The 23,705-nt window shown below is 41.6% G+C and carries 18 protein-coding genes and 1 tRNA gene; 11 read left to right on the top strand and 8 right to left on the bottom strand.

Annotated elements, in window-relative coordinates; all coding sequences use genetic code 11:
* Positions 1–24 precede the first annotated feature (24 nt).
* On the top strand, positions 25–2,373 hold the full coding sequence (locus tag VIM89_RS09490; protein WP_488155918.1) for a mechanosensitive ion channel family protein: 2,349 nt from the start codon (positions 25–27) through the stop codon (positions 2,371–2,373).
* Positions 2,374–2,380: 7 nt separating this feature from the next.
* Here the strand turns inward: VIM89_RS09490 and ku are convergent, their stop codons facing one another.
* From ku to VIM89_RS09475, 3 genes are read right to left on the bottom strand one after another with little or no spacing between them, the layout of a single operon-like run.
* On the bottom strand, positions 2,381–3,184 hold the full coding sequence (gene ku, locus VIM89_RS09485; protein ID WP_488155917.1) for a non-homologous end joining protein Ku: 804 nt from the start codon (positions 3,182–3,184) through the stop codon (positions 2,381–2,383).
* Positions 3,159–3,395: a hypothetical protein gene (locus VIM89_RS09480; protein WP_488155916.1), complete on the bottom strand. Its 237-nt coding sequence runs from the start codon at positions 3,393–3,395 to the stop codon at positions 3,159–3,161. The genes ku and VIM89_RS09480 overlap by 26 nt, the downstream gene beginning before the upstream one ends.
* A 9-nt stretch (positions 3,396–3,404) precedes the next feature.
* Entirely contained in the window at positions 3,405–3,998 is a 594-nt protein-coding gene (locus VIM89_RS09475; RefSeq protein ID WP_488155915.1) for a hypothetical protein, read from the bottom strand.
* A gap of 221 nt (positions 3,999–4,219) precedes the next feature.
* Between VIM89_RS09475 and VIM89_RS09470 the strand changes: the two genes are divergently transcribed.
* From VIM89_RS09470 to VIM89_RS09445, 6 genes are all read left to right on the top strand, one after another.
* On the top strand, positions 4,220–4,348 hold the full coding sequence (locus tag VIM89_RS09470; protein WP_488155914.1) for a hypothetical protein: 129 nt from the start codon (positions 4,220–4,222) through the stop codon (positions 4,346–4,348).
* A gap of 102 nt (positions 4,349–4,450) precedes the next feature.
* Positions 4,451–4,987: a YciE/YciF ferroxidase family protein gene (locus tag VIM89_RS09465; protein WP_488155913.1), complete on the top strand. Its 537-nt coding sequence runs from the start codon at positions 4,451–4,453 to the stop codon at positions 4,985–4,987.
* Positions 4,988–5,144: 157 nt separating this feature from the next.
* Positions 5,145–7,298 (top strand): glycogen debranching protein GlgX, encoded by a 2,154-nt coding sequence (glgX, locus tag VIM89_RS09460; protein ID WP_488155912.1) that lies wholly within the window; start codon positions 5,145–5,147, stop codon positions 7,296–7,298.
* The gene (gene treZ, locus VIM89_RS09455; protein WP_488155911.1) at positions 7,276–9,117 is read left to right on the top strand and encodes a malto-oligosyltrehalose trehalohydrolase; all 1,842 of its coding nucleotides are present in this window, start codon (positions 7,276–7,278) and stop codon (positions 9,115–9,117) included. The genes glgX and treZ overlap by 23 nt, the downstream gene beginning before the upstream one ends.
* Entirely contained in the window at positions 9,110–13,153 is a 4,044-nt protein-coding gene (gene treY, locus VIM89_RS09450) for a malto-oligosyltrehalose synthase (protein WP_488155910.1), read from the top strand. Before treZ ends, treY begins: the two co-directional genes overlap by 8 nt.
* Before the next feature lie 94 nt (positions 13,154–13,247).
* The gene (locus VIM89_RS09445) at positions 13,248–13,628 is read left to right on the top strand and encodes a response regulator (protein WP_488155909.1); all 381 of its coding nucleotides are present in this window, start codon (positions 13,248–13,250) and stop codon (positions 13,626–13,628) included.
* 90 nt (positions 13,629–13,718) lie between these two features.
* Here the strand turns inward: VIM89_RS09445 and VIM89_RS09440 are convergent, their stop codons facing one another.
* Both VIM89_RS09440 and VIM89_RS09435 read right to left on the bottom strand, forming a co-directional pair.
* Positions 13,719–14,402 (bottom strand): DUF421 domain-containing protein, encoded by a 684-nt coding sequence (locus tag VIM89_RS09440; RefSeq protein WP_488155908.1) that lies wholly within the window; start codon positions 14,400–14,402, stop codon positions 13,719–13,721.
* A gap of 2 nt (positions 14,403–14,404) precedes the next feature.
* Positions 14,405–15,112: a DUF421 domain-containing protein gene (locus VIM89_RS09435; protein ID WP_488155907.1), complete on the bottom strand. Its 708-nt coding sequence runs from the start codon at positions 15,110–15,112 to the stop codon at positions 14,405–14,407.
* Positions 15,113–15,258: 146 nt separating this feature from the next.
* On the opposite strand from VIM89_RS09435, the gene VIM89_RS09430 reads away from it, so the two are divergent.
* Positions 15,259–15,525, top strand: a complete 267-nt coding sequence (locus tag VIM89_RS09430; protein ID WP_488155906.1) for a hypothetical protein — start codon at positions 15,259–15,261, stop codon at positions 15,523–15,525.
* Here the strand turns inward: VIM89_RS09430 and VIM89_RS09425 are convergent.
* Positions 15,515–17,176, bottom strand: a complete 1,662-nt coding sequence (locus tag VIM89_RS09425) for an alpha-amylase family protein (protein ID WP_488155905.1) — start codon at positions 17,174–17,176, stop codon at positions 15,515–15,517. The two genes, VIM89_RS09430 and VIM89_RS09425, sit on opposite strands and share 11 nt — an antisense overlap.
* A gap of 679 nt (positions 17,177–17,855) precedes the next feature.
* On the opposite strand from VIM89_RS09425, the gene VIM89_RS09420 reads away from it, so the two are divergent.
* Entirely contained in the window at positions 17,856–17,996 is a 141-nt protein-coding gene (locus VIM89_RS09420; RefSeq protein ID WP_488155904.1) for a hypothetical protein, read from the top strand.
* Positions 17,997–18,826: 830 nt separating this feature from the next.
* Here VIM89_RS09420 and VIM89_RS09415 read toward each other — a convergent pair.
* Positions 18,827–19,945 (bottom strand): acyltransferase family protein, encoded by a 1,119-nt coding sequence (locus VIM89_RS09415; RefSeq protein WP_488155903.1) that lies wholly within the window; start codon positions 19,943–19,945, stop codon positions 18,827–18,829.
* Between the two features lie 168 nt (positions 19,946–20,113).
* On the opposite strand from VIM89_RS09415, the gene VIM89_RS09410 reads away from it, so the two are divergent.
* Together VIM89_RS09410 and VIM89_RS09405 are read left to right on the top strand one after the other, a co-directional pair.
* Positions 20,114–21,235, top strand: a complete 1,122-nt coding sequence (locus tag VIM89_RS09410) for a YncE family protein (RefSeq protein ID WP_488155902.1) — start codon at positions 20,114–20,116, stop codon at positions 21,233–21,235.
* 107 nt (positions 21,236–21,342) lie between these two features.
* Positions 21,343–21,416 (top strand) — tRNA-Pro (locus tag VIM89_RS09405).
* A 100-nt stretch (positions 21,417–21,516) separates the two neighbouring features.
* Here VIM89_RS09405 and VIM89_RS09400 read toward each other — a convergent pair.
* Positions 21,517–23,535 carry a M13 family metallopeptidase gene (locus tag VIM89_RS09400; protein WP_488155901.1) on the bottom strand — a complete coding sequence of 673 codons (2,019 nt, stop codon included), beginning with the start codon at positions 23,533–23,535 and terminating at the stop codon, positions 21,517–21,519.
* Positions 23,536–23,705 lie beyond the last annotated feature (170 nt).

Here is a 23,705-nt window from a genome sequence, read left to right as displayed (position 1 = left end):
ATTAAGCTTGTTTGTTAGGCTTATATGCGCAAATTTACTTTCGTTTTAATATTGACCGGCTTGTTTATAACAGGCGGTGTTAGGCGTGCCTTTACACAAACGCCTGGCAAGGTGACCTTGAAGAACGACTCGGGACAAAGTATTCCTGATACGCTCTTGTTCAAGCTTCAGAAAGCACAGGCTGCTATCACAGAGATCAATGCATCGAACCAAAGGGGGTATGGATCTGCTGAGGTCCGCGCCGATCTTGCTGATATCCGTAATGATATTGCGCCGATTAAAGCGGACGTTCGTTTCCCACAAAAAACTATTGATCCGAAGACGTTGGTTAGCTACAACCTGATACTCAATAATTCTGAGGAGAAATTACTTAACTGGCAAAAATCATTAAGCAAAGTCAGTAATGATTTGCAGCGCCTGTCAAAAGAGGTGGTTGCGTTAAGTAACGATACATTGTTATCTGTGTTATCTGTTAACGTCCACGACACCACCGGGAAGCAGCTTTATACAGGGCAACTCATCGATACCAAATTAAAGCTGCAGGCCGCAGGTAAAGCTAACTCCGCGAGTTTGAATACGGTAAGTCGTTTGCTGGCGGCAGTTTCAGCGGTATATCTTGACGTGACTGGTTTAGAAGCTAACATAAGCGAACGTCTTGAAGCATCCGGTAAAAGTATTATCGGAAAAGAATCGCCTTACATCTGGGATGCGCCTCAGGTAAGTCGCCAGGAAAGCGTTGGTACGCTGCTTGAATCATCCTACGCGGGTCAACAAAAGATTCTTGGGTATTTTTTAAGCTCTAGTTGGGAAAATCGCATATTGCTTTTTATGTTCGGCACCCTCTTTTTTCTTTGGGTATATTTCAATTTCCGAAAGGCCGATAAACTAACCGCACGGGGAAAGCTGAGTCCACCTGAATTTGTATACCTGGATCGCGTTCCGGTCATTCCGGCAATAGTCGTATTATTGAACGTTGTGCCTATATTCGAGCCGGATGCCCCTTCACCTTATATCGAGCTCATCCAGTTTTTGTCAGTGGCTGTGCTTACAATCTTGTTTAGCCGGAAGCTGTTGCCTAAGCAGTTTCGTTATTGGCTGTTTATTGTAATACTATACCTGCTGATCGTTGTTGCGGGCGCCGCCGTTCACGAAGCAGTGTTTATGCGGTTGCTTTTGATAGCCATGAACGTAGTATCCTTATATCTTGGCTTACGCCTAACTGTCCAAATAAAAAAAGCACGCATTGCTGGCAAGTTTGTACGACCGGTTGTTTTTATTTATGAATTGCTGAATGCGGTGGCAATATTATTGAACATATTCGGCCGTGTAAGCCTGGCAAAAATTTACAGTCTTGCCGCAATAGTTGGGCTTACGCAAATCATTGGACTTGCTGTTTTTATACAAGTTTTTAGTGATGCACTCGAACTTCAGATCAAAGTCAGTGCATGTACAAAAGGTTTTTTCTCACGGATCAGTGTAAACAAAACAAGGGTTTCTTTTCGCAGGGCCTTATCTGTTGTTTCTGTAATACTTTGGCTTCTGGTCTTCCTGATCAATCTAAGTATCGCTGGCGGCGTATTTGAATTCATTCACCAGGTTCTTGTCAAACGTCACAGTTTTGGCAGTGTAAGCTTTACATTAGGAAATGTGTTGTTTTTTGCAGTGATCTTGTATATATCAAATTTACTGCAGAAACACATTGGAATCGTTTTCGGCGAAAAGTCTATAACATTTAGTGATCATGTTGAGCACAAGGGATCCAAACTAACCTTGCTGCGTCTTCTCGTAGCAGTTATAGGCATACTGCTTGCAGTAACTGCATCAGGAATTCCGATCGATAAATTGACGGTAGTACTTGGCGCGCTCAGCGTTGGCATTGGTTTAGGTATGCAGAACATCGTTAATAATTTTGTTTCCGGCATCATTCTGATTTTTGAAAAGCCCTTCCAAATCGGTGATTTCGTAGAGCTTGCTGATAAAAAGGGAAGAATTCAGGATATCGGCATACGAGCCAGCAAAATGCTAACACAACAAGGATCCGAAGTGATCATTCCTAACGGTGACCTGATATCTAACCGTTTCACCAACTGGACGATTAATTCGGCATGGGTTCAATCAGAAATATTGTTTAAAGTCGACATGACCTCAGATTTAAATGCGGTGTACAAAATTATTGACGACGCTGTCAATGGTTCAGAAAATGTGATTAAACAGCGGGAAAAGGAAATCTTTATTAATTCCATATCTGCCAACGCAGTCGAATTGCGCCTCCTGATCTGGATTGAAAGTATTTATGTAGAACCCGATTTCAAAAGCCAGTTCTTCAGAAAACTAATTGAAGAGCTTAATCACGCACAAATTAAACTGATTTAATTATCTACTACGCACCCTTCCGCATCTGAAGGCTGCTCATCAATTGATCATACAAATCGCCGGTTGGTTTCTTGGGTTTGAACTTTTTGATCTTTGGCCTTTCACCGCGGGCTTTAGCTTCGATGATCTTCATTAACTCAGCGGGATATTCATTTTTAAACTGCGAAACGTCGAACGGTGCAACGTAGCTATTGACCAGTGCAATACCCATATCCAACTCTTTCTTTGCAAGTTTTACATCGGTATCGATACTCAGATCAGAGGTGTCGCGTATTTCTTGTTCAAAACGAATGGTATTGACTACAATAACATCTTTAACCGGATAGACTACAACAAGGGATTCCAGGTTGCGCAACACAAATTTCGCCAGGCCGGCTTTCTTTGATTTTTTTAAAGATTCGAGCAATAGTGCGTAAGATTTATTGTTTTTGGTTTGTGGAGCCGTATAATATGACTTTTCAAAATACATCGGGTTGACGTCCGGTAGATCGATGAACCCTTCAATATTGATCTCCTTGGTCTTTTCGGGCGCAACTTTTTCAAGGTCACTCTTTTCTACGATAATATATTCGTCGTTTAGTTTGTATCCTTTCACAATCTGGTCAAAAGGAACTTCTTTATTTGTACGCTCATTAATCCGCGAAAACCGAATACGCGAATGGTCCCTGCTGTCAAGCATATCAAAGCTTAGCTCGCTCGATTCAACGGCAGAATACAGCTTGACTGGTATACTCACCAGTCCAAATCCAATTGTCCCTGTCCATATTGCGCGCATTGGCATAGCTTTACCAATCATAAGTTTCAATCTCATCGGCCACCAGGTGCAGCAGCGTTTCGTCAAGGTTTCCGCTGTTTTTGCAAACCTGCAGATGGTCCTGTGCATCCGGTTCAAATGAAGCTACCAACTGCCCGTTTTGGTAAACTTCGAACTGGCAGTGTTCTCCTGTGTGATGAACATAGTCAACTACATCGAAGTGATAAACCTCGTCCTCTTTCTTTATAGTTATCGGGAATTTATCCATCGTTCTATTTTACTCAGAATCTATATAATCATCTGCTCCCGGATTTCCGGCAGAAGCCGAATAAATTTTTCGCAGATCATTATTATCCTGCGTTGATTCATTATTCCGCTGCCAGATTTTTGGCAAATCGCCTGTAGCACCTTCTAAGGGATCAGTATCCGGAATTGGTAATGCGGCGATGTTTTCATCAGTTTGTGGCCGTTCGCCTGGTTTGCCATAATTCATATCGTAATCTCTTCCATTTGGATAAGCGCCAATTACACCTACAGCATCCTCTTCATCCAGGTTTTTATGTGCAACGCCAGCAGGGATAACTAATACATCTCCTTTTTCTAAAAGTAATTTCGGCCCTTCATCGCCACCTAATTGAATTGTCGCACTGCCAGAGTAAATACCGAGTACTTCGTGCGTTGTACTGTGATAATGATGGTAGGTAAAGATTCCCGAATCCCATGAATTTGTCCAGTTATTACGTTCGAAAATATTTTTCACGTGTATTCCGGGAAATAATACCGGAATACTCAATATTCCCTTATATAGCACTACGGGTAGTTTGTTGCCGGGAAAAATATCGTTCCCTTTAATTTGTATCTCATTGATCATAAATAAGAAACACAGCCGATCTTGCCAATGTTTGAGAAAAAATTATTTGTAATGTTATCTGTACAACTGTCCAGTCGCACGAATTCAAAAAGATACAATCGACTATAAAAAATAATTAATTATTAAAAAATTTAAGTTCTAATATATTTTTAATCTGCTTTCGGCATAGTTTTTAATGTTTCTAGTTATCTAACAAATGTTAAACATTAAATTTTAAAGTTATGCCTACTACAAAATCAAACAGTCACAGCAAGGAGAATGAGTCTCCAAAAAAGGCTAGCAATAAATCAGAAAACGCTAAAGGCGGTTCGTCAAAGTCAAACAGCTCGACTTCAAAAAGTCATAAGTAAGCGGTTCGGTTCGTTCAAAGTGAGGAGGGGATTTGCTTAATTGCGGGTCCCCATTTTTAATAAAACTAACAGTCAATTATTTTTTAAACAATTACTACTACTATGGCAACACAAAACAAAAAAACCGGCAATACCGGAAAAATGCAGGATTCAGAATTTCATGAATTTTTTGTTGATGAATTAAAAGATATCTATTGGGCAGAAAAGCACCTTGTGCCAGCACTGCAAAAAATGCAAAAAGCGGCAACAAGTCCCGACCTTGCAGCTTCTTTCGAAAAGCATCGCAATGAAACGCAGGAACATGTAGCTAGACTTGAGCAGGTGTTTGAATTACTGGGTGAAAAACCCGCAGCTAAAACTTGTGAGGCAATGAAAGGCCTGATCGAAGAGGCCGGTTCAATTATGGAAGATACAGAAAAGGGAACTATGATCCGTGATGCAGGGCTGATCCTTGCTGCCCAAAAAGTTGAGCATTACGAAATTGCAACCTATGGTAGTTTGCGAACATTCGCTGAGTGCATGGGCCATACAGACGTAGCTGATTTGTTGAACCAAACGCTTGAAAACGAAAAGGCTACAGACCAGGCGCTTACCCAGGCGGCTGAGAGTTCTATAAATGAGCAAGCCGCTGCTGAATAATAAGACATATTCTATTTAACAAGAAGCCTTTAACAAAAGGCTTTCTTGTTTTTAACCTATTAGATTTCAGAATGTTTTAAATGCAATTTTTAAAAATGGTTTCAAACATTCACGCGGGTAATTGATTTGCTAATAAGAATAACATCAAAATCTACCTATGAAAAAAATCTACTATCCGGGCAAGCCCTTTCCGATAGGTGCAACCTGGGACGGCAAGGGTGTGAACTTTGCCATCTTTTCGGAGAACGCCGAAAAGGTGGAGTTATGCCTTTTCCATACTCCGGCTGATGAGCTCGAATTGGAGAAAATAGAACTTACTGAGCGCACAGGTCACATTTGGCATGTTTATGTTCCTGATCTTGAACCAGCTCAATTGTACGGTTATCGTGTATCTGGCCCGTATGAGCCCGAAAATGGACTTCGCTTTAACCCCAATAAACTCTTGCTTGATCCCTATGCTAAAGCTATTTCAGGTACCATAGATTGGAATGATTCCCTATTTGGCTATGAAGTAGGAAACGAGCAGGACGATCTGAGTTTTAGTAAGACTGACAGCGCTCCGTTTATGACAAGGTCGGTCGTGATCGACCCGGAATTTGATTGGGAAGGGGACCAACGTCCAAATATCGCCTATTACAATACCATTATTTATGAAGTTCATGTAAAAGGATTTACGATGCTAAATTCCGACGTTCCTGAAGAAATGCGTGGCACTTATACAGGGTTGGCACATCCAACTACGATTGAATATTTGAAAAATCTGGGTGTCACGGCTGTTGAGCTAATGCCTGTTCATTATTTTTTGAACGACCGCAATCTGAAAGAGAAAGGTTTATCCAACTATTGGGGCTACAATACGCTTGGATTTTTTGCACCACATGCAGGTTATTCTACTAAATCAGCATTGGACAATCATCAGGTGAACGAATTTAAAAACATGGTGAAGGAACTACACAAAGCGGGTATTGAAGTGATACTGGACGTAGTTTATAACCACACAGCTGAGGGTAATCAGATGGGACCAACCCTGTCGTTTAAGGGCATAGATAATGCAGCCTATTACCGGTTGACAGAGGATAACAAACGCTATTACATGGATTATACGGGTACAGGCAATACGCTGAATGCTAATTTGCCAAATGTGCTCAGGATGATGATGGACAGCCTGCGCTATTGGATATTGGAAATGCATGTGGACGGTTTTCGTTTTGATCTGGCTGCTACACTTGCACGCGAGTTGCACGAAGTAAATCAGCTAAGTGCATTTTTCGATATCATACACCAGGATCCCGTTATCTCGCAGGTAAAATTAATAGCAGAGCCATGGGATATTGGCGAGGGAGGATACCAGGTTGGCAAATTCCCGCCAGGTTGGGGTGAGTGGAACGGAAAGTACCGCGATAGTGTGCGTGATTACTGGAATGGCACCGAAGGTATGCTGGGGGAATTCGCCAACCGTATTACAGGCAGCGCCGATCTGTACCAGGATTATCGCAGGCCGACTGCCAGTATCAATTTTATTACCGCACATGATGGGTTTACGCTAACTGACCTGGTATCGTACAATGAAAAACATAACGAAGCCAATGGCGAGGACAACAACGATGGGGAAAGTCATAACCGATCGTGCAATTATGGGGCTGAGGGGCCTACAGATGATCAGGTGATTAATGAGCTGAGGAAGAGGCAAAAGAGGAATTTTTTAGCAACATTATTCCTTTCGCAAGGTGTACCAATGTTGTTGGCAGGAGACGAGATAGGCCGTACCCAACAAGGCAATAATAATTCATACTGCCAGGATAATGAGATATCGTGGATAGACTGGAATAATGCAGATAAAGAACTATTAGATTTTACCAGCAAGCTGATTCATTTACGACGTGAGCATGCTGCTTTTTCACGAAAAAACTGGTTCAGGGGTGAACCTGTAAAAGGCAACGGCATCGAGGATATTGCATGGTTTCAGCCGGATGGTTCAAATATGACCTCGGAGCATTGGAACCAGGATTTTGCAAAGTCTATAGCTGTATTCCTTAACGGACAGGGCTTGCATGCTGTCAATTCAGAAGGGGAGAAGATGGTAGATGACAATTTTTATATCATTTTCAATGCCAGCGGGGAAGCTATTGAATACAAATTGCCGGGCGAAGAATATGCCAAAGACTGGCGCATCATATTCGATACGGCAAAGTACAGCCAGGAAGAGGGCCAGCAATTATATCATGCTAACGAGACGATAAAAATTGATGGCAGATCTGTGATATTACTTCAGCATCAGTTAATCAAAAATGGATTCAAGAAGCATGAATAGACGAAATATCGGGCTAAATACGGCTGATAATGGAGAGGTAAACATCAGGCTTTGGGCGCCCTTTGTTAAGTCAGCGGCGCTGGAAACTGAGCGCGGTAAAATCATTCCATTACAACGGGATAATTATGGGTATTGGACTGGAGCAACCGACACTATCAAGCCTGAAGAAAATTATCTTTTTGTGCTGGATGGCAACAAAAAACTAGCCGACCCAGCTTCTTTATCTCAGCCTGATGGCGTACATGGCCCATCGCAATACATTGATCTTGCAGATTTTCAATGGAACGATCACAAATGGAAAAATCTGCCGCTTAGTGATTATGTTTTTTATGAGCTGCATACCGGAACTTTTTCACCTGAAAGCAATTTCAAAGGGATCATTTCAAAACTGGATCACCTGATTGAACTCGGAGTTACAGCAATTGAAGTAATGCCAATAGCACAGTTTCCCGGTGAAAGGAATTGGGGATATGATGGCGTTTTTCCCTTTGCTGTTCAAAATAGTTATGGCTGTGCGCGTGGTTTGCAGGCGCTAGTAAATGCATGTCATCAAAAGGGCCTGGCAGTTGTGCTGGACGTGGTTTATAATCACTTAGGCCCTGAGGGAAATTACCTGTCGCAATTCGGGCCCTATTTTACCGAAAAATACAAAACGCCTTGGGGAAATGCTATCAATTTTGATGATGCATGGTGCGATGGTGTCCGGAAATTCTTTATAGAGAATACGCTGATGTGGTTCAGAGATTTTCATATTGATGCACTTCGCCTGGACGCTGTGCATGCCATTAAGGACTTCAGCCCCAAACATATACTGAAAGAGATCAAAGAAAATGTCGATCAGTTAATGAAATTGACAGATAAGCAATATCACCTGATTGTAGAATGTGACCTGAATGATAAAAGATATATCCACCCAATAAAGAAAGATGGTTACGGTATGGATTCGCAATGGATTGACGAGTTTCATCATGCACTGCGCGTAGCGGCCGGGCAGGAAAGGAATGGTTATTATTCAGATTTTAATGGCCTTGCAGATTTAGCAAAGGCTTATAGCAATGCTTATGTCTATACCGGCCAATTCTCCAGGCATCGGCGCAAAAACTTTGGCACTAAAACCAATAATACAGGTAACCAATTCGTAGTATTTTCTCAAAACCACGACCAGGTTGGTAACCGGATGCTTGGTGAGCGAACTAGTACGTTAGCGAGTTTTGAAATGCAAAAGCTAATGGCTGGCGCTGTCATAGTAAGCCCGTTTCTTCCCCTGCTGTTTATGGGAGAAGAGTGGTCGGCAAGCTCACCCTTTCAGTACTTTGCCAGCCATAGCGATAAGGAATTGATCAAGGCAGTGCAAAAGGGTAGAAGGGAAGAGTTTAAGGATTTTCACGGTGAAGGAGAGACTCCCGACCCGCAATCGTTAGAGACTTTTAACAGATCAAAACTAAATTGGGAAGAACTGCGAAAAGAAGATCACCAGGTAATGTTCAATTATTATAAAGAACTTATCCGCCTGAGAAAAAGTAACCCTGCCTTAAAATCAAACGATCGAAAAAATATGAAGGTTGATTTTGATGAACAATCGAAAACTTTGACTCTACACCGATGGGATAAAAAAAAGGAGGTTTTGTGCCTGATGAATTTTTCCTCTGAGCGACAAACCACTATCATAAAAGACGCTAAAAAGCCCTGGCAAAAACTTATTGACTCATCTGACTCTATTTGGGGTGGTCCAACAACCGACCCCGAATTAGTGATAATTGGCGAAGATTTTATTGTTCAGCCCGAATCGATCATTATTTACACCTATAACAATGTATAATCCTGTTTCTACCTATCGCATTCAATTCCATAAGGGTTTTACCTTCTCTGATTTTGAGAAGATCATTCCTTACATTGCCAAATTAGGTATCAAAACAATTTATGCTTCTCCCATTTTTGAAGCAGTGCCAGGCAGCATGCATGGTTATGATGTCACCAATCCGCTTAATATTAATCCCGAGATCGGGACATTGCAGCAATTAAGATCGATCAGCAAAAAATTAAAAAATGCAGGCATAGGATGGCTGCAGGATATTGTGCCGAATCACATGGCATTTCATCCTGATAATAAATGGCTGATGGATGTGCTTGAAAACGGACGTACTTCTAACTATGCCGATGTTTTTGATATTTTATGGGACATCCTCTTATATGATGGTAAGTTAATGGTGCCATTTCTTGGTAAGCCCTTGGATGAAGTTATAACTGCAAAAGAAATAAAGATTGCAGGACAACAGAAATTGGTTTTCGATTATTTCGGTCAGCAATACCCGATCAATCGACAATCGATTGAAAGATTGTCTAAGCAATTTACAAAAGGCAACTTAAAGGCAGCTTCTTTTATTAAAAAGGTAAATACTGATCCTGATTTATTAAGGCAGTTGCTGAACGACCAGCATTATCAATTATGTTATTGGCAGGAGACTGATAAACAGATCAATTTCAGAAGGTTCTTTACAGTCAATGGTCTCATTTGCCTCAATATGCAGGATAGAAGCGTGTTCAATCGCTATCATGTTCTGATTAAAAAATTGATAAAAGGAGACATTTTCCAGGGACTTCGCGTTGATCATGTCGATGGTCTTTATGATCCAAAACTATACCTGCAGTGGCTGCGGGAATTGGCTGGTGAAGATACTTATATCATAGTTGAAAAAATATTAGAGGAAGGTGAGCAGTTCCCTGCAGACTGGCCGGTGCAAGGCAACACCGGGTATGATTTTTTAGCAACCATAAATAACCTATTTACCTGTCGCCAAAGCAAAAAAGTATTCTCAAAATTCTATAGTTCAATTGATCCGGAACACAGACCGGTAAGTGAGCAGGTATATGAAAAAAAACGACTCATACTGGATAGCAGCATGCAGGGTGAGCTGGATAATCTTTGCCGGCTGTTTTTCGATCTAAAACTGGCTGACGATAATGAAACTAGCAATATCGGTGCTGAGATATTTAAAAAGTCAATAGCGGCAATACTTGTTCGTTGCCCGGTCTATAGATTTTATGGTAATACAATGCCTTTAGCCGAAGAGGACTCAGCAGTGCTGGAGGCAACTCTAAGAGAGCTCAGCGAAAATGATCCATTGTTAAGCAGCGTGAATGATGTACTGGAGAATTGTTTGTTGCTGAAACCCAAAGTTGAAAGTGCTGATTATTGCGGACGGGCTTTAAAATTTTATCAGCGACTAATGCAGTTTACCGGGCCACTGATGGCCAAGGGTGTTGAGGATACGCTAATGTATACCTATAACCGGTTTATTGATCATAATGAAGTGGGGGATTCCCCGGGATCTTTTGGAATCAAGTTAAAAGAATTTAACGAAATCATGCTTCAACGGCAGCAGTTATGGCCGCTGTCTATGAATGCTACTTCTACACATGACACTAAGCGGGGCGAGGATGTACGAGCCAGGCTAAATGTGCTGACCGATATAGCTGAAGATTGGATAGATCAGGTTGAAAAGTGGCAGAAAATAAATAGTTCCTTAAAAACTGACAACGTCCCGGATATCAACGATGAGTATTTCATTTATCAAACCATTGCTGGAGCAAAACCAATGCCCGATCAGTCTAAAGATAACTTTGAAAAAAGGCTGCAAGAGTACCTTATAAAAGCATTGCGTGAGGCTAAAAGAAATTCCAACTGGACAAGCCCCAACGAAAAATATGAGTCGGCAACAAAGAAGTTCGTTTCAGAATTGCTTAAACCCAAAAGCGATTTTTCAAAAAGCTTCAAAGCATTTCATCAGCGGGTATCAGACTTCGGTGTTATTAATTCGCTTGCGCAAGTCGTATTAAAATATACCTGTCCCGGAATGCCCGACCTTTACCAGGGTTGCGAATTATGGGATTTGAGTATGGTCGACCCAGATAACCGCAGGGCGGTGGATTATGAGATTAGGAATAAATATTTAAATAATAACAACGGCTGGAAGGAATTATGGGACGATCGTTACAATGGTCAGATCAAACAAACACTGATCACTAAGTTATTGCAAATAAGAAATACAGGCCCGGAAACATTTGAAAAAGGGCAATATTTTCCATTAAAAGTAAAAGGAAAATACAAAGAAAACATATTGGCTTTCGCCCGACATTTTGAGCTGAATTGGTACCTGATAATTTTGCCTTTACATACTGCAAGTATTTGCAAGCAAGCTTCTAATTTAATGAAGTTTGATTGGCGTGATACCCGGATTGTATTACCAGAAACAGCTCCATTAAAGTGGAGAAGTTTGTTAGACAACAAAAAAGGGTACAATGAGAATAGTTTGACGGTCGACGAGTTATTGAGCGGTCTTCCACTTGCCTTAGTTCAACTGGAACGATCAAAGAATGATCGTAGTGCAGGTGTTTTAATGCATATTACGTCCTTGCCGTCGCAATTTGGTATTGGCGACATTGGCCCGGAGGCGTATCGTTTTGCAGATTTTCTTTATAAAAGTCGCCAGAGATACTGGCAAATGTTACCTGTTAATCCGATTGATAAAAGCGCGGGATATTCTCCGTATAGTGCAACATCTGCAATGGCTGGAAATGCTTTATTGATTAGTCCGGAATTGCTTTTGAAAGATGGGTTGTTGACTGAAGATGAATTAAAACAACATCAATCAAACAAAAGCGGAGTCGACTTTAAGGTAGCTGCTGAGATAAAGAAGTCATTATTCGATTTGGCTTATATTAAGTCGCTGAATAGCTCATTTAATGAAGTTTTTGAGAATTATAAACAGTCGGAAGCCTGGTGGCTGGATGACTTCGCTCTATATCAATATCTGAAAGAAAGATTTAATGACAAGCCCTGGTACGAATGGCCCAAAGAGTACAAGTTAAGGCATAAGCGCTTTTTGCAAGAAGTAAGTAAAGAAATTGCCATTGACAAGATCAAATGGCTGCAATTTGTATTCACTAAACAGTGGCAGTTATTTAAACAATGCTGTAAAAACAAGGATATTGCAATAATTGGCGATATGCCTTTTTATATCAGTTACGACTCCGCAGATGTTTGGTCAAATCCCGAATTATTCAAATTAGATAAGTCAGGACAGATTAAAAGAATTGCAGGGGTTCCACCCGATTATTTTTCTGAAACGGGCCAGCTTTGGGGCATGCCGGTATTCAATTGGGAAACGATGAAAAGAAATGGATATGAATGGTGGATCAAGCGTATCAAACGAAACATGCAATTTTTCGACCTGATTCGGCTGGATCACTTCAGGGCATTTTCGGAATACTGGGAAGTGCCAGGCGGCAGCAAAAATGCGATAAAAGGAAAATGGCAAAAGGGACCTGACGACGATTTCTTTAATAAGTTGAAAGATGAATTAGGCGATCTCCCTTTTATCGCTGAGGACCTGGGGGAAATAGACGATAAGGTGTATCAACTTCGGGATAAATTTGCTTTACCCGGAATGCGGATATTGCAATTTGCTTTTGACGAAGCCATGCCTGTGTCGGAATATATTCCGCATAATTACACTCCGAATAGCATCGCCTACACTGGCACGCATGACAATAATACCATCAAAGGTTGGTACGAGGATGACATCGATAATAAGACCAGGGAGCGTATTCAACAATATGCAGGCATAAAAGTCAGTTCAAAGAACATTCATAAAGTTATGATCAGGATGTGTTATGCATCAACAGCCAAAACAGCGATCATTCCAATACAAGATATATTGGGCCTTGATAGTTCGGCGAGAATGAATGTGCCTTCTTCGGCTAATGGCAACTGGACATGGCAATTGCCCGGCGATGCACTTAAACCGAAAATTGTCAAATATCTGCAAAGCCTTAGTATTGAATATAATAGATGATATTTTGCGAAAATTGATAGCATGCTAAACAAAATAGCATTTGATTGGTTATTTATTAACCAATTATGCATTTATTGAAAACCTTTTACTTTGTATGAAGAAAATATTGATCGTTAGTTCCGACAGGCATCTGCTCGGAATGCTTAAACACGAATTGTCGTTTAGAGGTTACACGATTGATACTATTGATGATCCGTATTCTACCACGCTGCTTATTCAACTTTTTGCCCCCGATCTTTTGATCATTGATTTTATCCTTAACGACCATAACGGCGGCGCCATAAGTCACCAGGTAAAAAGCGATCCTGAAACTCAGCATCTCCCGGTAATACTGCTTTCAGACTATGTGCTGGAAACACATTATCCATCGCGTTTTGGTTGCGATATGGTTATTGAGAAGACCGATGAAATTCAACCCTTAATTCTTGGTATCCAGCATCTTTTCCAGGAAAAGGAAATGGCCTTCCATGAGTAATAATATTCTTGAATTTCGATAGGTAAATACCTGTTCTTTTCTCATGATCAGCTTGAAGATGATTCAGATCAGGGTTAAAAATTTTATGTTTCAAAGCACTGCGGGCTCCCATTCTCGGGCCCGGCAATTAGGACATACTGCGTTTGTATCAGGGTCTTCTTTTAACATACCGCAATTGCCGCATGCCAATTCATCACATTGTTTCATTGTTGCATAGAAATCCTTATCCCACACTGGTAGTATCTGAAGACCTGCTTTAGCTTGTTTTTCTTTTATAATCGTAAATGATCCGTTTGCTTCCATGTACATCCGTTTTACTGCGCCTAAATGTTTAATGCCCTGGGAGCGTAGCTGGGCTTTCAATCTTTCTGGTGTGATCCTTGTTTTCCGGAGTGCCTTCATATCAATTACCGAGTCTTTTACAAGAATATCGATATTACCCAGCGCGAGACGTTCAAAGCGGTTGTTTTTGAACGCGATATAAGTTACCCATCGCTCTACGTAGATGACAATAAATGCAATAATAAAGGCCGGAAGGATACCACGGTCGGGAGCACCAAGCGGAACACCGACTGCCGCGGCAAGGGATGATAAGGCAGCGAGTTCATTGCGGTTTAGTAACCCGCTCATGCGCTTACCCATCAGCCGCATCGATATCATCAACAATAAGTAGACCGCTACTGCACGAATTACCAGCTCGATATAAAAGCTTGCGGGCACTTCACCGACTAATATTCGGGGCCAATCTTTTAAATGTATTTCCCACGGCTGCATCGTCAATTATTAATTATTGCTGGTTGCCATTTTATTTGCTTGCAGTGCGGGCAGGTTTGAAACTCATGGTTTTGTCGTATAAATCCGCAATTGGTGCAAACCATAACGATCTGGTCCTGGAATACATCGGCTCTGTGAGTCAATTCTCCAGATATATCATGATCGTCTTTGGGAAGTATTGGCAGACCTGGTTGCGATTTTGGTGATTTATAAATGCTGAATATTCCGCACGCTTCGATGTACATACGTTGCACATTGCCCAAGTTATATATCTTTTGCAACCGTAACTGCGCAAAGATCTGTTCGCGCGAAACGCGTTCATTTTTCATGGCCTCCAGTTGTAACACGCCATCTTTAATAAGCAGGTTCACTTTTCCCTGTGTCAGGTTTTCAAACTTGGTATTTAAATAACCTATTAACGAAATTCCCCGCTGTAATGCGAGCAAACATATTAGTAAAATAACGCCCTGTGACAGCCCCCTGTCAGGAACCTGCATCGGGGGACTTACTACTGCGCCTAATGTGAGCATCACTGCCAGCTCAAGTATGGTAAGCTGCCCGCTCATACGCTTACCGAGCCATCTGACAACAATAAGCAAAAGGATATATATCACCGCCGTACGGATAAAAACTTCCAATAAAAACTCCGGCGGCGCCTGGCCGAATAAGATGCGTCTCCAATCGCTCAAATGTATATCGTCTTTTTCCATAAGTGAAGTACTCAAACTATCAACAAGCCGCTTAAAAGACAGATTTCTTTTTACTGAAAACGAGTGTTTAACACCCAATAATTGCGTATTTATACTCTCATGAGGTAAATCGCTATCTGTAAATTCGTTGTTCGTTTATTCGGCTTATGAAATTTTATATTACAATTAATTATGAAGGGGAGGCGCGAATTATAAGCATAACCCCTGAATCGTACCTGGGCAGAAAAGTGTACCAGGTTGAGCAACCAAACATTATTATTTACCAGGATGAGAACGAATGGAAAACCGACACGGATCATCAGTTAGAAGATGAATTTGTCCGATTGATTGGAAAGCAAATAGAAGATTCCGGGCTTATGGATATAGAGAATGTAGTGTTAAAAGGACCGGGGAAAACGGAAATTAATCGTTAGTGGACCTGCACCATTTATAACCATATCCTGACAAACTAATGTTTTCGCTTGAAAAACTTTGATTTGTCATAAGGTCGGTTAGCAGGTAACGTTTTTTATCACCCAAATCAATTTTTACATTTTGTGGCTGACTGCTGAAATTATGCATTATGATTAGTTGCTTGCCGTTAACTTCATATCTGATAGCAAATACATGATCAGAACCTGCTTTGATGATGTTCCAGTTAGCATAACCGATTTCAGGACATTGTTTATGAAGTGTGATAAGCTTTTTTATAAAGTTGAGCAGCGATCCGGGGGTGCTTTCTTCTTTTTGTACATTGACTATCCTGTATTTATACTGACCCCGGCGTACCATATCCCTGACAGGACTGAGCGCTGTTGAAAATCCAGCATTTGCAGAAGTATCCCATTGCATAGGTGTACGCACGGCGATCCGTTCAGGAAGTGCCAGATTATCACCCATACCTATTTCCTCTCCATAACGTAGCATGGGGGTGCCAGGTAATGAAAATAGTAAGCTGTAAGCCATTCTCAAACGCTCCATATTATCGCCAAGCATGGGTGCAAGTCGTCTCCGGATTCCGCGCTGATACAATTGCATGCTACTGTCCGGACCGAATTGCTTGTTTATTTGCTCCCTGGCATTTTTACTAAGCCTGCCCAAATCAACTTCATCATGATTCCGGAGGAAATACACCCATTGCGCTTTTGCTGGCTTAGGCCGGGTTTCGTCAAGTGCTTTTTGCAGAGACCTTTCATCTCCGGAGGCAAGGCTGCTGAACAAGTGCTGATTGGCATAAAAATTAAACATCATTTGTAGACCATAGTCTTTTCCTTCAAAATATTTTTTGTCTTCATCAGCTGTAATGTTGGCTTCACCCAGCAGTATAGCTGATGGGTAATGAACTTTTACATAACCCGCCAGCTTATGCAGGATCGAATAATCGTGCTCGGGTTTTTTGGTGCTCTTGCGCGGGTCGCCTATAATAAAAGGAACAGCATCAAGTCTGAATCCATCAATACCCTTGTCCAACCAAAAGCCCATTGTTTTTTCGGCCTCAGCAATAACCTGCGGGTTTTGAAAATTGAGGTCAGGCTCAAAATGGTAAAAGCGGTGGAAATAATAAGCATGAGCAGAGCTATCATAACGCCATGTTTCTTTTTCTACCCCGGGAAATCCCATGCCCTCGTTCCAGTCACTTGGCCGATTGGTTGACCAGACATACCAATTGTGTTTAGGAGAGGACGGGTGATGGCTCGCTTCAATATACCAGGGATGCTGTATTGAAGTATGATTGAGGATCATATCCATAATGACCTTAATATGTCTTTTTTTAGCTTCATTAAGGAAATTCTGAAAGTCGGTGAAATTGCCGAGGCGGGGATCAATATTTATATAATCAGTGACATCATAACCATCATCTTCACCTGGCGAGGGTTGAAACGGTGCCAGCCAGATCATATCTACGCCTAACTCCTTTAAATAATCAAGCTTACTTATAAGTCCTTTAAAATCTCCACGGCCATCCCCATCGCTGTCTTTAAAAGTTTTAACATCAAGGTTATAGATAAGTGCATTTTTATACCATGTATTTACTGCAGCTTGCGGCGGCTCTTTTTGCCGGCATGAAAAAGCGGTTATGATCATTGAGATCACAACCGCCTTAAGTAGATGAAGGGAATATCGTTGCATATTAAACAAACTGCTTAAGACAGCCAAAGTTCGACCATTGCATAATCATTTAAATTTCCCTTTCAAATTGACCAATTTCTGTACGCACCTTTGCATTAAATTGTAATTCTTTGACGTGGGAAAACATAATCTTAGAATTAATGACAATAAATTGTGTTATTAGTTGTAATAAGTCAATTGTGTAAAAGAAAAAAGAGTTGGTCCGGGAGCAGAATAAAATCAAGCAGGCCTGCACGATCGAACCAACTAACAATAGGCAGACCTGCTACTGATAATCAACAATCCTCACTATGACTAATCATTTAAAGAGAACAACAAAGTCCTTGTAAAGGCAGTTTTAGCGATAAATACGGATTTAGGCGTGGCAAATACGGTTTTTGAAATAGGTAATATTGGCATTAAAATGCTATCAAATATAATATCGGTTAAGGATTACATCGTGTAAAGCTTATGTAGCCATTCATACGTTTGGTATTTATAAGGAGCAAATAGCGAAGGCTGATTATTTATATTAGTAAAAGTTTTTCATAAGATATTTAAAAACGAACAATTTTTTGCAAATCGTCATGATGCCAATCAACTGTACGTAACAATAACATACAACGAGAACCGGACAGGCGGCAGATCAGGCACAGTGGAAAAATATAAAGACAAAGAAGGGCATGTGGTATTAAAGCGAACCTTTAATTATCTGCCTACGGCAGTGCCTACAGTACTGCAGATATTGTCCACTTACTATGTATATGATGACCTGGGTACCTGGCATTCGTATTGAGCCCACAATCGAATGCAGACAATACAACTCCGTCGGCATCTACATTGAATAATTTGTGTTACTAGTACCGTTATGACGAGAGAAACCGGCTAACGCAAAAGAGAATACCGGGCAAAGATTGGGAATACATTGTTTACAACAAACTGGATTAGCCTGTGCTAACTCACTATGCAAACCTGCGGGCAAGCAGTCAGTGGATGGTGACAAAGTATGACGCCTTGGGACGGTAGTAATGACGGGCTTGTTAAACAGCAGTGCAACGCCGGATGTACTGAAAACCAATGTTTATACGTATAGCTAATGGGATATATGGGATTATACCAACACCGCTACAAGCTACAAGATAAACAGTTACCCGAGGCCCAGCACAGTGCTAACAGTCAACTATTATGATGACTACAACTTTGGTAACATAATAGGAGCACCCACAAATTATACCGCACCATTAGGTTCCAGCGTGATGACTCAGGGGCTTGTTACAGGCAAGCAAACGGCAGTGTTAAATACGACGACAGATGCTTTATTAACCTTAATTTCGGAATTCCAGCCAACAATTGGGTAAAGAAGTAAAGCATTAAAAATAGGCGCAATTTTTTGATTTCAGGGCAAGATTTTTTATATTTGAAATACGATTTGCAATAGTCAAAATCAGGGTGAGTGATCTATGGAGTAAACTTGCCTTTAAAACTATAGATTGCTAACTATCAGATATATAGGATGATAGGTTCTGTTACCTCCCTCACCGCAAATCATTAAAAAGCCTTGCATTGCAAGGCTTTTTATATTTAGAATCTCGCTAATTTCTCCAGAGATTATAATGAGTTAGCTTATCAAGCATTCCCAAATCTTTTAGTCAGCCAGCGCCTTACCGGTTCATCGTAAAATTTAAGGTAACAATATGCCAATGTAATAGCTGATATCCAAACTACTACGGCCCACAGTGCGGCTTGCGGAAAGGTAGTAACCTTATTTCTGGATATCCAGGCCCAGTAAGTATAAACAAGCGGGTAATGCGTTATATAAAGCGGATAAGAAATTTCACCTAAAAATTTGCATGATTTTGTTGCAAACCGGCCTGCCAGTTTACCACTGGCGCCAATGTAAACTATGAGAGGGAATATAAAAATAATAGTAAGCGACTCATAAAGACCATTCATCCAGAGATTTTTTGCCCCGCCTACTCGTGGGATGGAAAAAAATACAACAAGCAGTAACGTACACCAGAAAAAGGCATTTTTTATGTCTCCGGCCTTTACAATACGCCGCAATAGCAAGCCTGCAAAGAAAGGGTACATCATGCGGGTAAAGCCTATGCGCAGTTGCAAACCATCAAGCGACCATCCGCCGATAACGTCCCCGGTTTGGCTGGTAACTGTATATTGAATCAGCGCGATGCCACATATAACGACAAGTATCGTCAGCAGTGTTTTGGAAAATCTGCGCACCACCAGGGCGTATAGTATATTAGCAATGTACTCAAAAAAGAGCGACCAGCCCGGACCGTCAAGTGGGTGCATTTCCTGCCATCCCCGGATATCCAATGATACCGGCACCGGAATAAGGGTACATCCTATAGCCATTACCAGCAATAACTTACTCACCGGAACGGTATGAATAAGTGGCCAGTTGGGTGAGTCCTGGTAATAAAAAAGTATTGCTCCTACGATCATACCGATAATGATCATAGGCTGTAACCGGATAAGGCGCCGTTTGAAGAACCCCCATATGGTCATCTTGTCCCAGCGGTCGTCATAGGCATACCCGATAACATAACCTGATAACAGGAAAAAGAAATCCACAGCAAGATAACCGTGGTTCATCATGAGGTCGAGGTGACTGGTAGAAAGCGGTTCAAGCGTGTGGAAGATGACTACCATAACGGCCGCTACACCGCGCAAGCCGTCTAGAATAGGATAGTGTGGCTTGGAGGCCAACGTGTGATGTTGCATGTTTAGTTTATAATTTGGTGCAACAAGATAATCATAATGCTTAAAAGTCCAAATCCATTGCGTTAATTTAACGCAATGAAAAAGGAAATAGCCAAAAGCAATTTGTTTTAAGCTGGATTATTTAAAGCGGGTTTATTAAGTTTGGTTATCAGTTATCTCATCGAACCTATGCGTATCAAAACCTGTTTTTTTGCATTGTCAATAACTCTTCTTGGCCTGTTTTTCGTGGCAATGAAGGGCTCAACTAAAAAAGATCAGCCTTTATCAGGCCATTATCTATTTGTAGCCGTACCCGGAGTTCGTGACTATATGGGCTATGGCGGGCATGGGTTGTTGGTGTTTGACATGGGTCATGGTCACCGGTTTGTGAAACGGATTGGAACGCGCGGTTTTCATCCTAATGGCAAACCTTCTAATGTGAAGGGGATAGCAGCCAGCGTTCCATTGAATAGTATTTATATAAGTACGTTGGAATCATTACAGCGCATAGATCTTTCTACGGGCAAAATAATATGGGAGAAAATGATCTTGGGTGGGTGTGACAGGATGGCGATATCGCCTGATGGTAAAACGATGTATCTGCCTTACCTGGAAGGAAAGATATGGAACGTGGTAGATTGCAAAACCGGGGATATTATTAAAAAGATTGATGGATTTAAAAGATCGCATAATACACTGTATAGTTTGTCCGGCGACCATGTTTACCTGGATGATATCGGGTCACCCTGGCTGACGGTTGTTGATACGAAGACAAACGAGATAGCCGGAAAAATAGGACCGTTCAACAACTTTATCAGGCCATTTACCATTAACGGAAAAGATACCAAAGCATTCGTTACAGTAGATAGCCTGCTTGGTTTTGAGGTTGGGGATTTAAAAACCCGCAAAAAGATTGCACATGTTGAGGTTGAAGGTTGGAGCACCGGTCCGGTACGCCGCCACGGTAATCCGAGCCATGGTATCGGCCTGACTCCTGACGAAAAGGAATTATGGCTTTGCGATGGGTTTAATATGCGTATGCACGTTTTTAGCGCAAAAGCGCCTTATCAGCAATTAACCACTATTCTGCTGCAGGATATGCCTGGCTGGATAACTTTTAGCCTGGATGGAAAATACGCATACCCATCAAGCGGCGAGGTTATTGATGTAAAAAGCCGTAAAATATTGACCACGCTTAAAGACGAGTTTAACAATAATGTAGGTAGCGAGAAGATGGTTGAGGTGGATTTTAACAATGGTAAAGCAGTTAAAGCAGGTGATCAGTTTGGCATTGGCCGTGTAACTAAATGAAGATCAGAATGTAAACGGATGAGGGGTTTGTTAACATAAAATTCAGCTATTCTTTTTTTAAAAAATATTTGCGGAGAAAAGATTAAATCTTACTTTTGCAGCCCCGACGGGGTGTAGCGTAGCCCGGTATCGCGCCACATTTGGGATGTGGAGGCCGCAGGTTCGAATCCTGCCACCCCGACTTTTAGAGGACAAATCAGATTTACTGCTGATTTGTCCTTTTTTATTTCCATCTAACTCTTTATTGATATCTTGATAAAAGTCGGAGAGGACAGGCGCTTTTACCAGATCTTTACTCGCTGGTCCTCAGGTTTATAATTTTTGTCTCCAGGCTTCACGTCAAAGGCGTGGTAGAACGGTTCAAAATTCATCAAGGGTCCGTTTACCCGCCACATCGCAGGCGAATGCGGATTGGTGTTCACATAAGTGCGTAAAAATGCATCCCTTGTTTTTACCCGCCATATCCTGGCAACTGAAAGAAAGAAACGCTGATCCGGCGTAAAGCCATCGATTTTTTCAGAACCCTTGCCTTGCTCCGTCATCTTGAACGCATCGTAAGCAATCGCCACACCACCATTATCGGCAGTATTTTCGCCCAACGTCAGCGCCCCCTTTACATGAACCGTATCCAACACCGTAAATGAACTATACAAAGCTGCCAGCTGAGTGGTTTTCGCCTTGAACTTTTCAAAATCTTCCTTCGTCCACCAGTTTTTAACGTTCCCGTCCTTATCAAAACGGGCTCCCTGGTCATCAAAAGCATGGGTCATCTCATGACCGATGACCATCCCGATGCCGCCATAGATGATGGCATCGTCTGCCGCAAAATCAAAGTAAGGGTACTGCAAAATACCGGCCGGGAAGACAATTTTGTTTACCGACGGGTTATAATAAGCTGTAACTGTTGCCGGGTCTAAGCCCCATTGCGTTTTATCAACCGGTTTGTTCAATTGTTCCAGTTGAAACCGGAAATCGTTCTCATTGAGCGCAATGATGTTCTCAAAATAGGCCGTTCTGTTAATTTGTACTTTAGAATAATCCCGCCATTTATCCGGATAACCAATATTTTTTATGATTGCGTACAATTTTTCTTTCGCCTTTTGTTTGGTACTATCAGACATCCAGTCCAGGTGATTGATCCTGTTTTCAAACGATTTTTGAAGGTTGTTCACCAGGGTCAGCACCCGTTTTTTTGCATCTTCATTGAAATATCGTTTGACATAGAGTTGCCCTAAAGCTTCGCCCAGGTAACTGTCCACCTGTTCCGTCATGATCTGCCTGCGCGGTTTCTGCATAGCCTGCCCGGTTAAGACTTTATTAAACTCAAAGGAGGCATCGAAAAAAGATTTACTGAGCGTTTCTGCATAATTCTCCAGCGTAATTGCCTTTAAATAAGTCTTCCATTGATCAAGGCTAATGGTTTTTAACAACGTATCTAGCTTATTATAATAGGCGGGTTGCGCCATATCGATCGAATCCGTGGCCGCACCTAAATTAGAAAGCTCGGTTTGCCAGCCTAACTCCGGCTGCGTCTTGCCGATCGAGACAACCGGTAACTTATGGTAATTGGCCTCGACATCTCTTAGCTCAATATTCGTTTTATGTGACGTGGCGAGCTGCTTTTCAATACCGTAAACGGTCGCTGCCTCTTTGGCTGCTGTAGCACTGCCGCTGCCGGTTAGTTGAAACAAAGTGCGAATATATTGCTGGTAGGCCCGCTGGACATGGAGTGTAGCCGAATCAGTTTTGAAATAGTAATCCCGGTCCGGTAAGCCAATGCCAGCCTGATAGACATGAGCGATATTGATCGCGCTGTTCTTGTTATCAGGCCCAACACCGAAGCTGATAATAGACCGGTTTCCGGATTTGAATTCAGTTGCCACAAACGCCAGCAAAGACGCGGTACTGTTTATCGCATTAATTCTGTCCAGTATCGGTTTTACGGGCTGATAGCCACGTTTTTCAATCGTTGCTAAATCCATGCCGGATTCGTAGAAGTCACCAACCTGCTGCTCGATACTACCTTTTGTATTTTTAGCCTTTGAAACACTATCCAATATATTTTGCAATAGCTTCTTTTGCGGGATGTTCATAAAGGAGTATGAGCCCACACCTGATTGATCATTCGCGATTTTGGCGGTGTCATACCAGCGTCCGTTCACATACCGGAAGAAATTATCACCGGGTTTAGTCTGCGGATCCAGACCGGCCACGTCCACAAAGCTTTTTTGCTGCCCACGAGCCGCAATTCCCACGATCAAAAATACTATTGACAAAAAGAGAGGCGATATTTTATTCATAAATAAAGATTTGGTTAAAGTTATTAATTTACCATTCGTCACCAAAATCGCGGGGTTTTTAATAGTGACTGCAGACTAAAGAAATAAAATCAAAAGATTTATTTTTGATTTTATTTAGTACTTGTGCGATGTCCAATTTTGAAGCGCTGTTCGATTACGTTCAAAAACTT

The sequence above is a fragment of the Mucilaginibacter sp. genome, from assembly GCF_036568825.1.
In the GTDB taxonomy this organism is placed as follows: Bacteria; Bacteroidota; Bacteroidia; order Sphingobacteriales; family Sphingobacteriaceae; genus Mucilaginibacter.
This window is presented reverse-complemented; position numbering and strand designations above follow the sequence as displayed.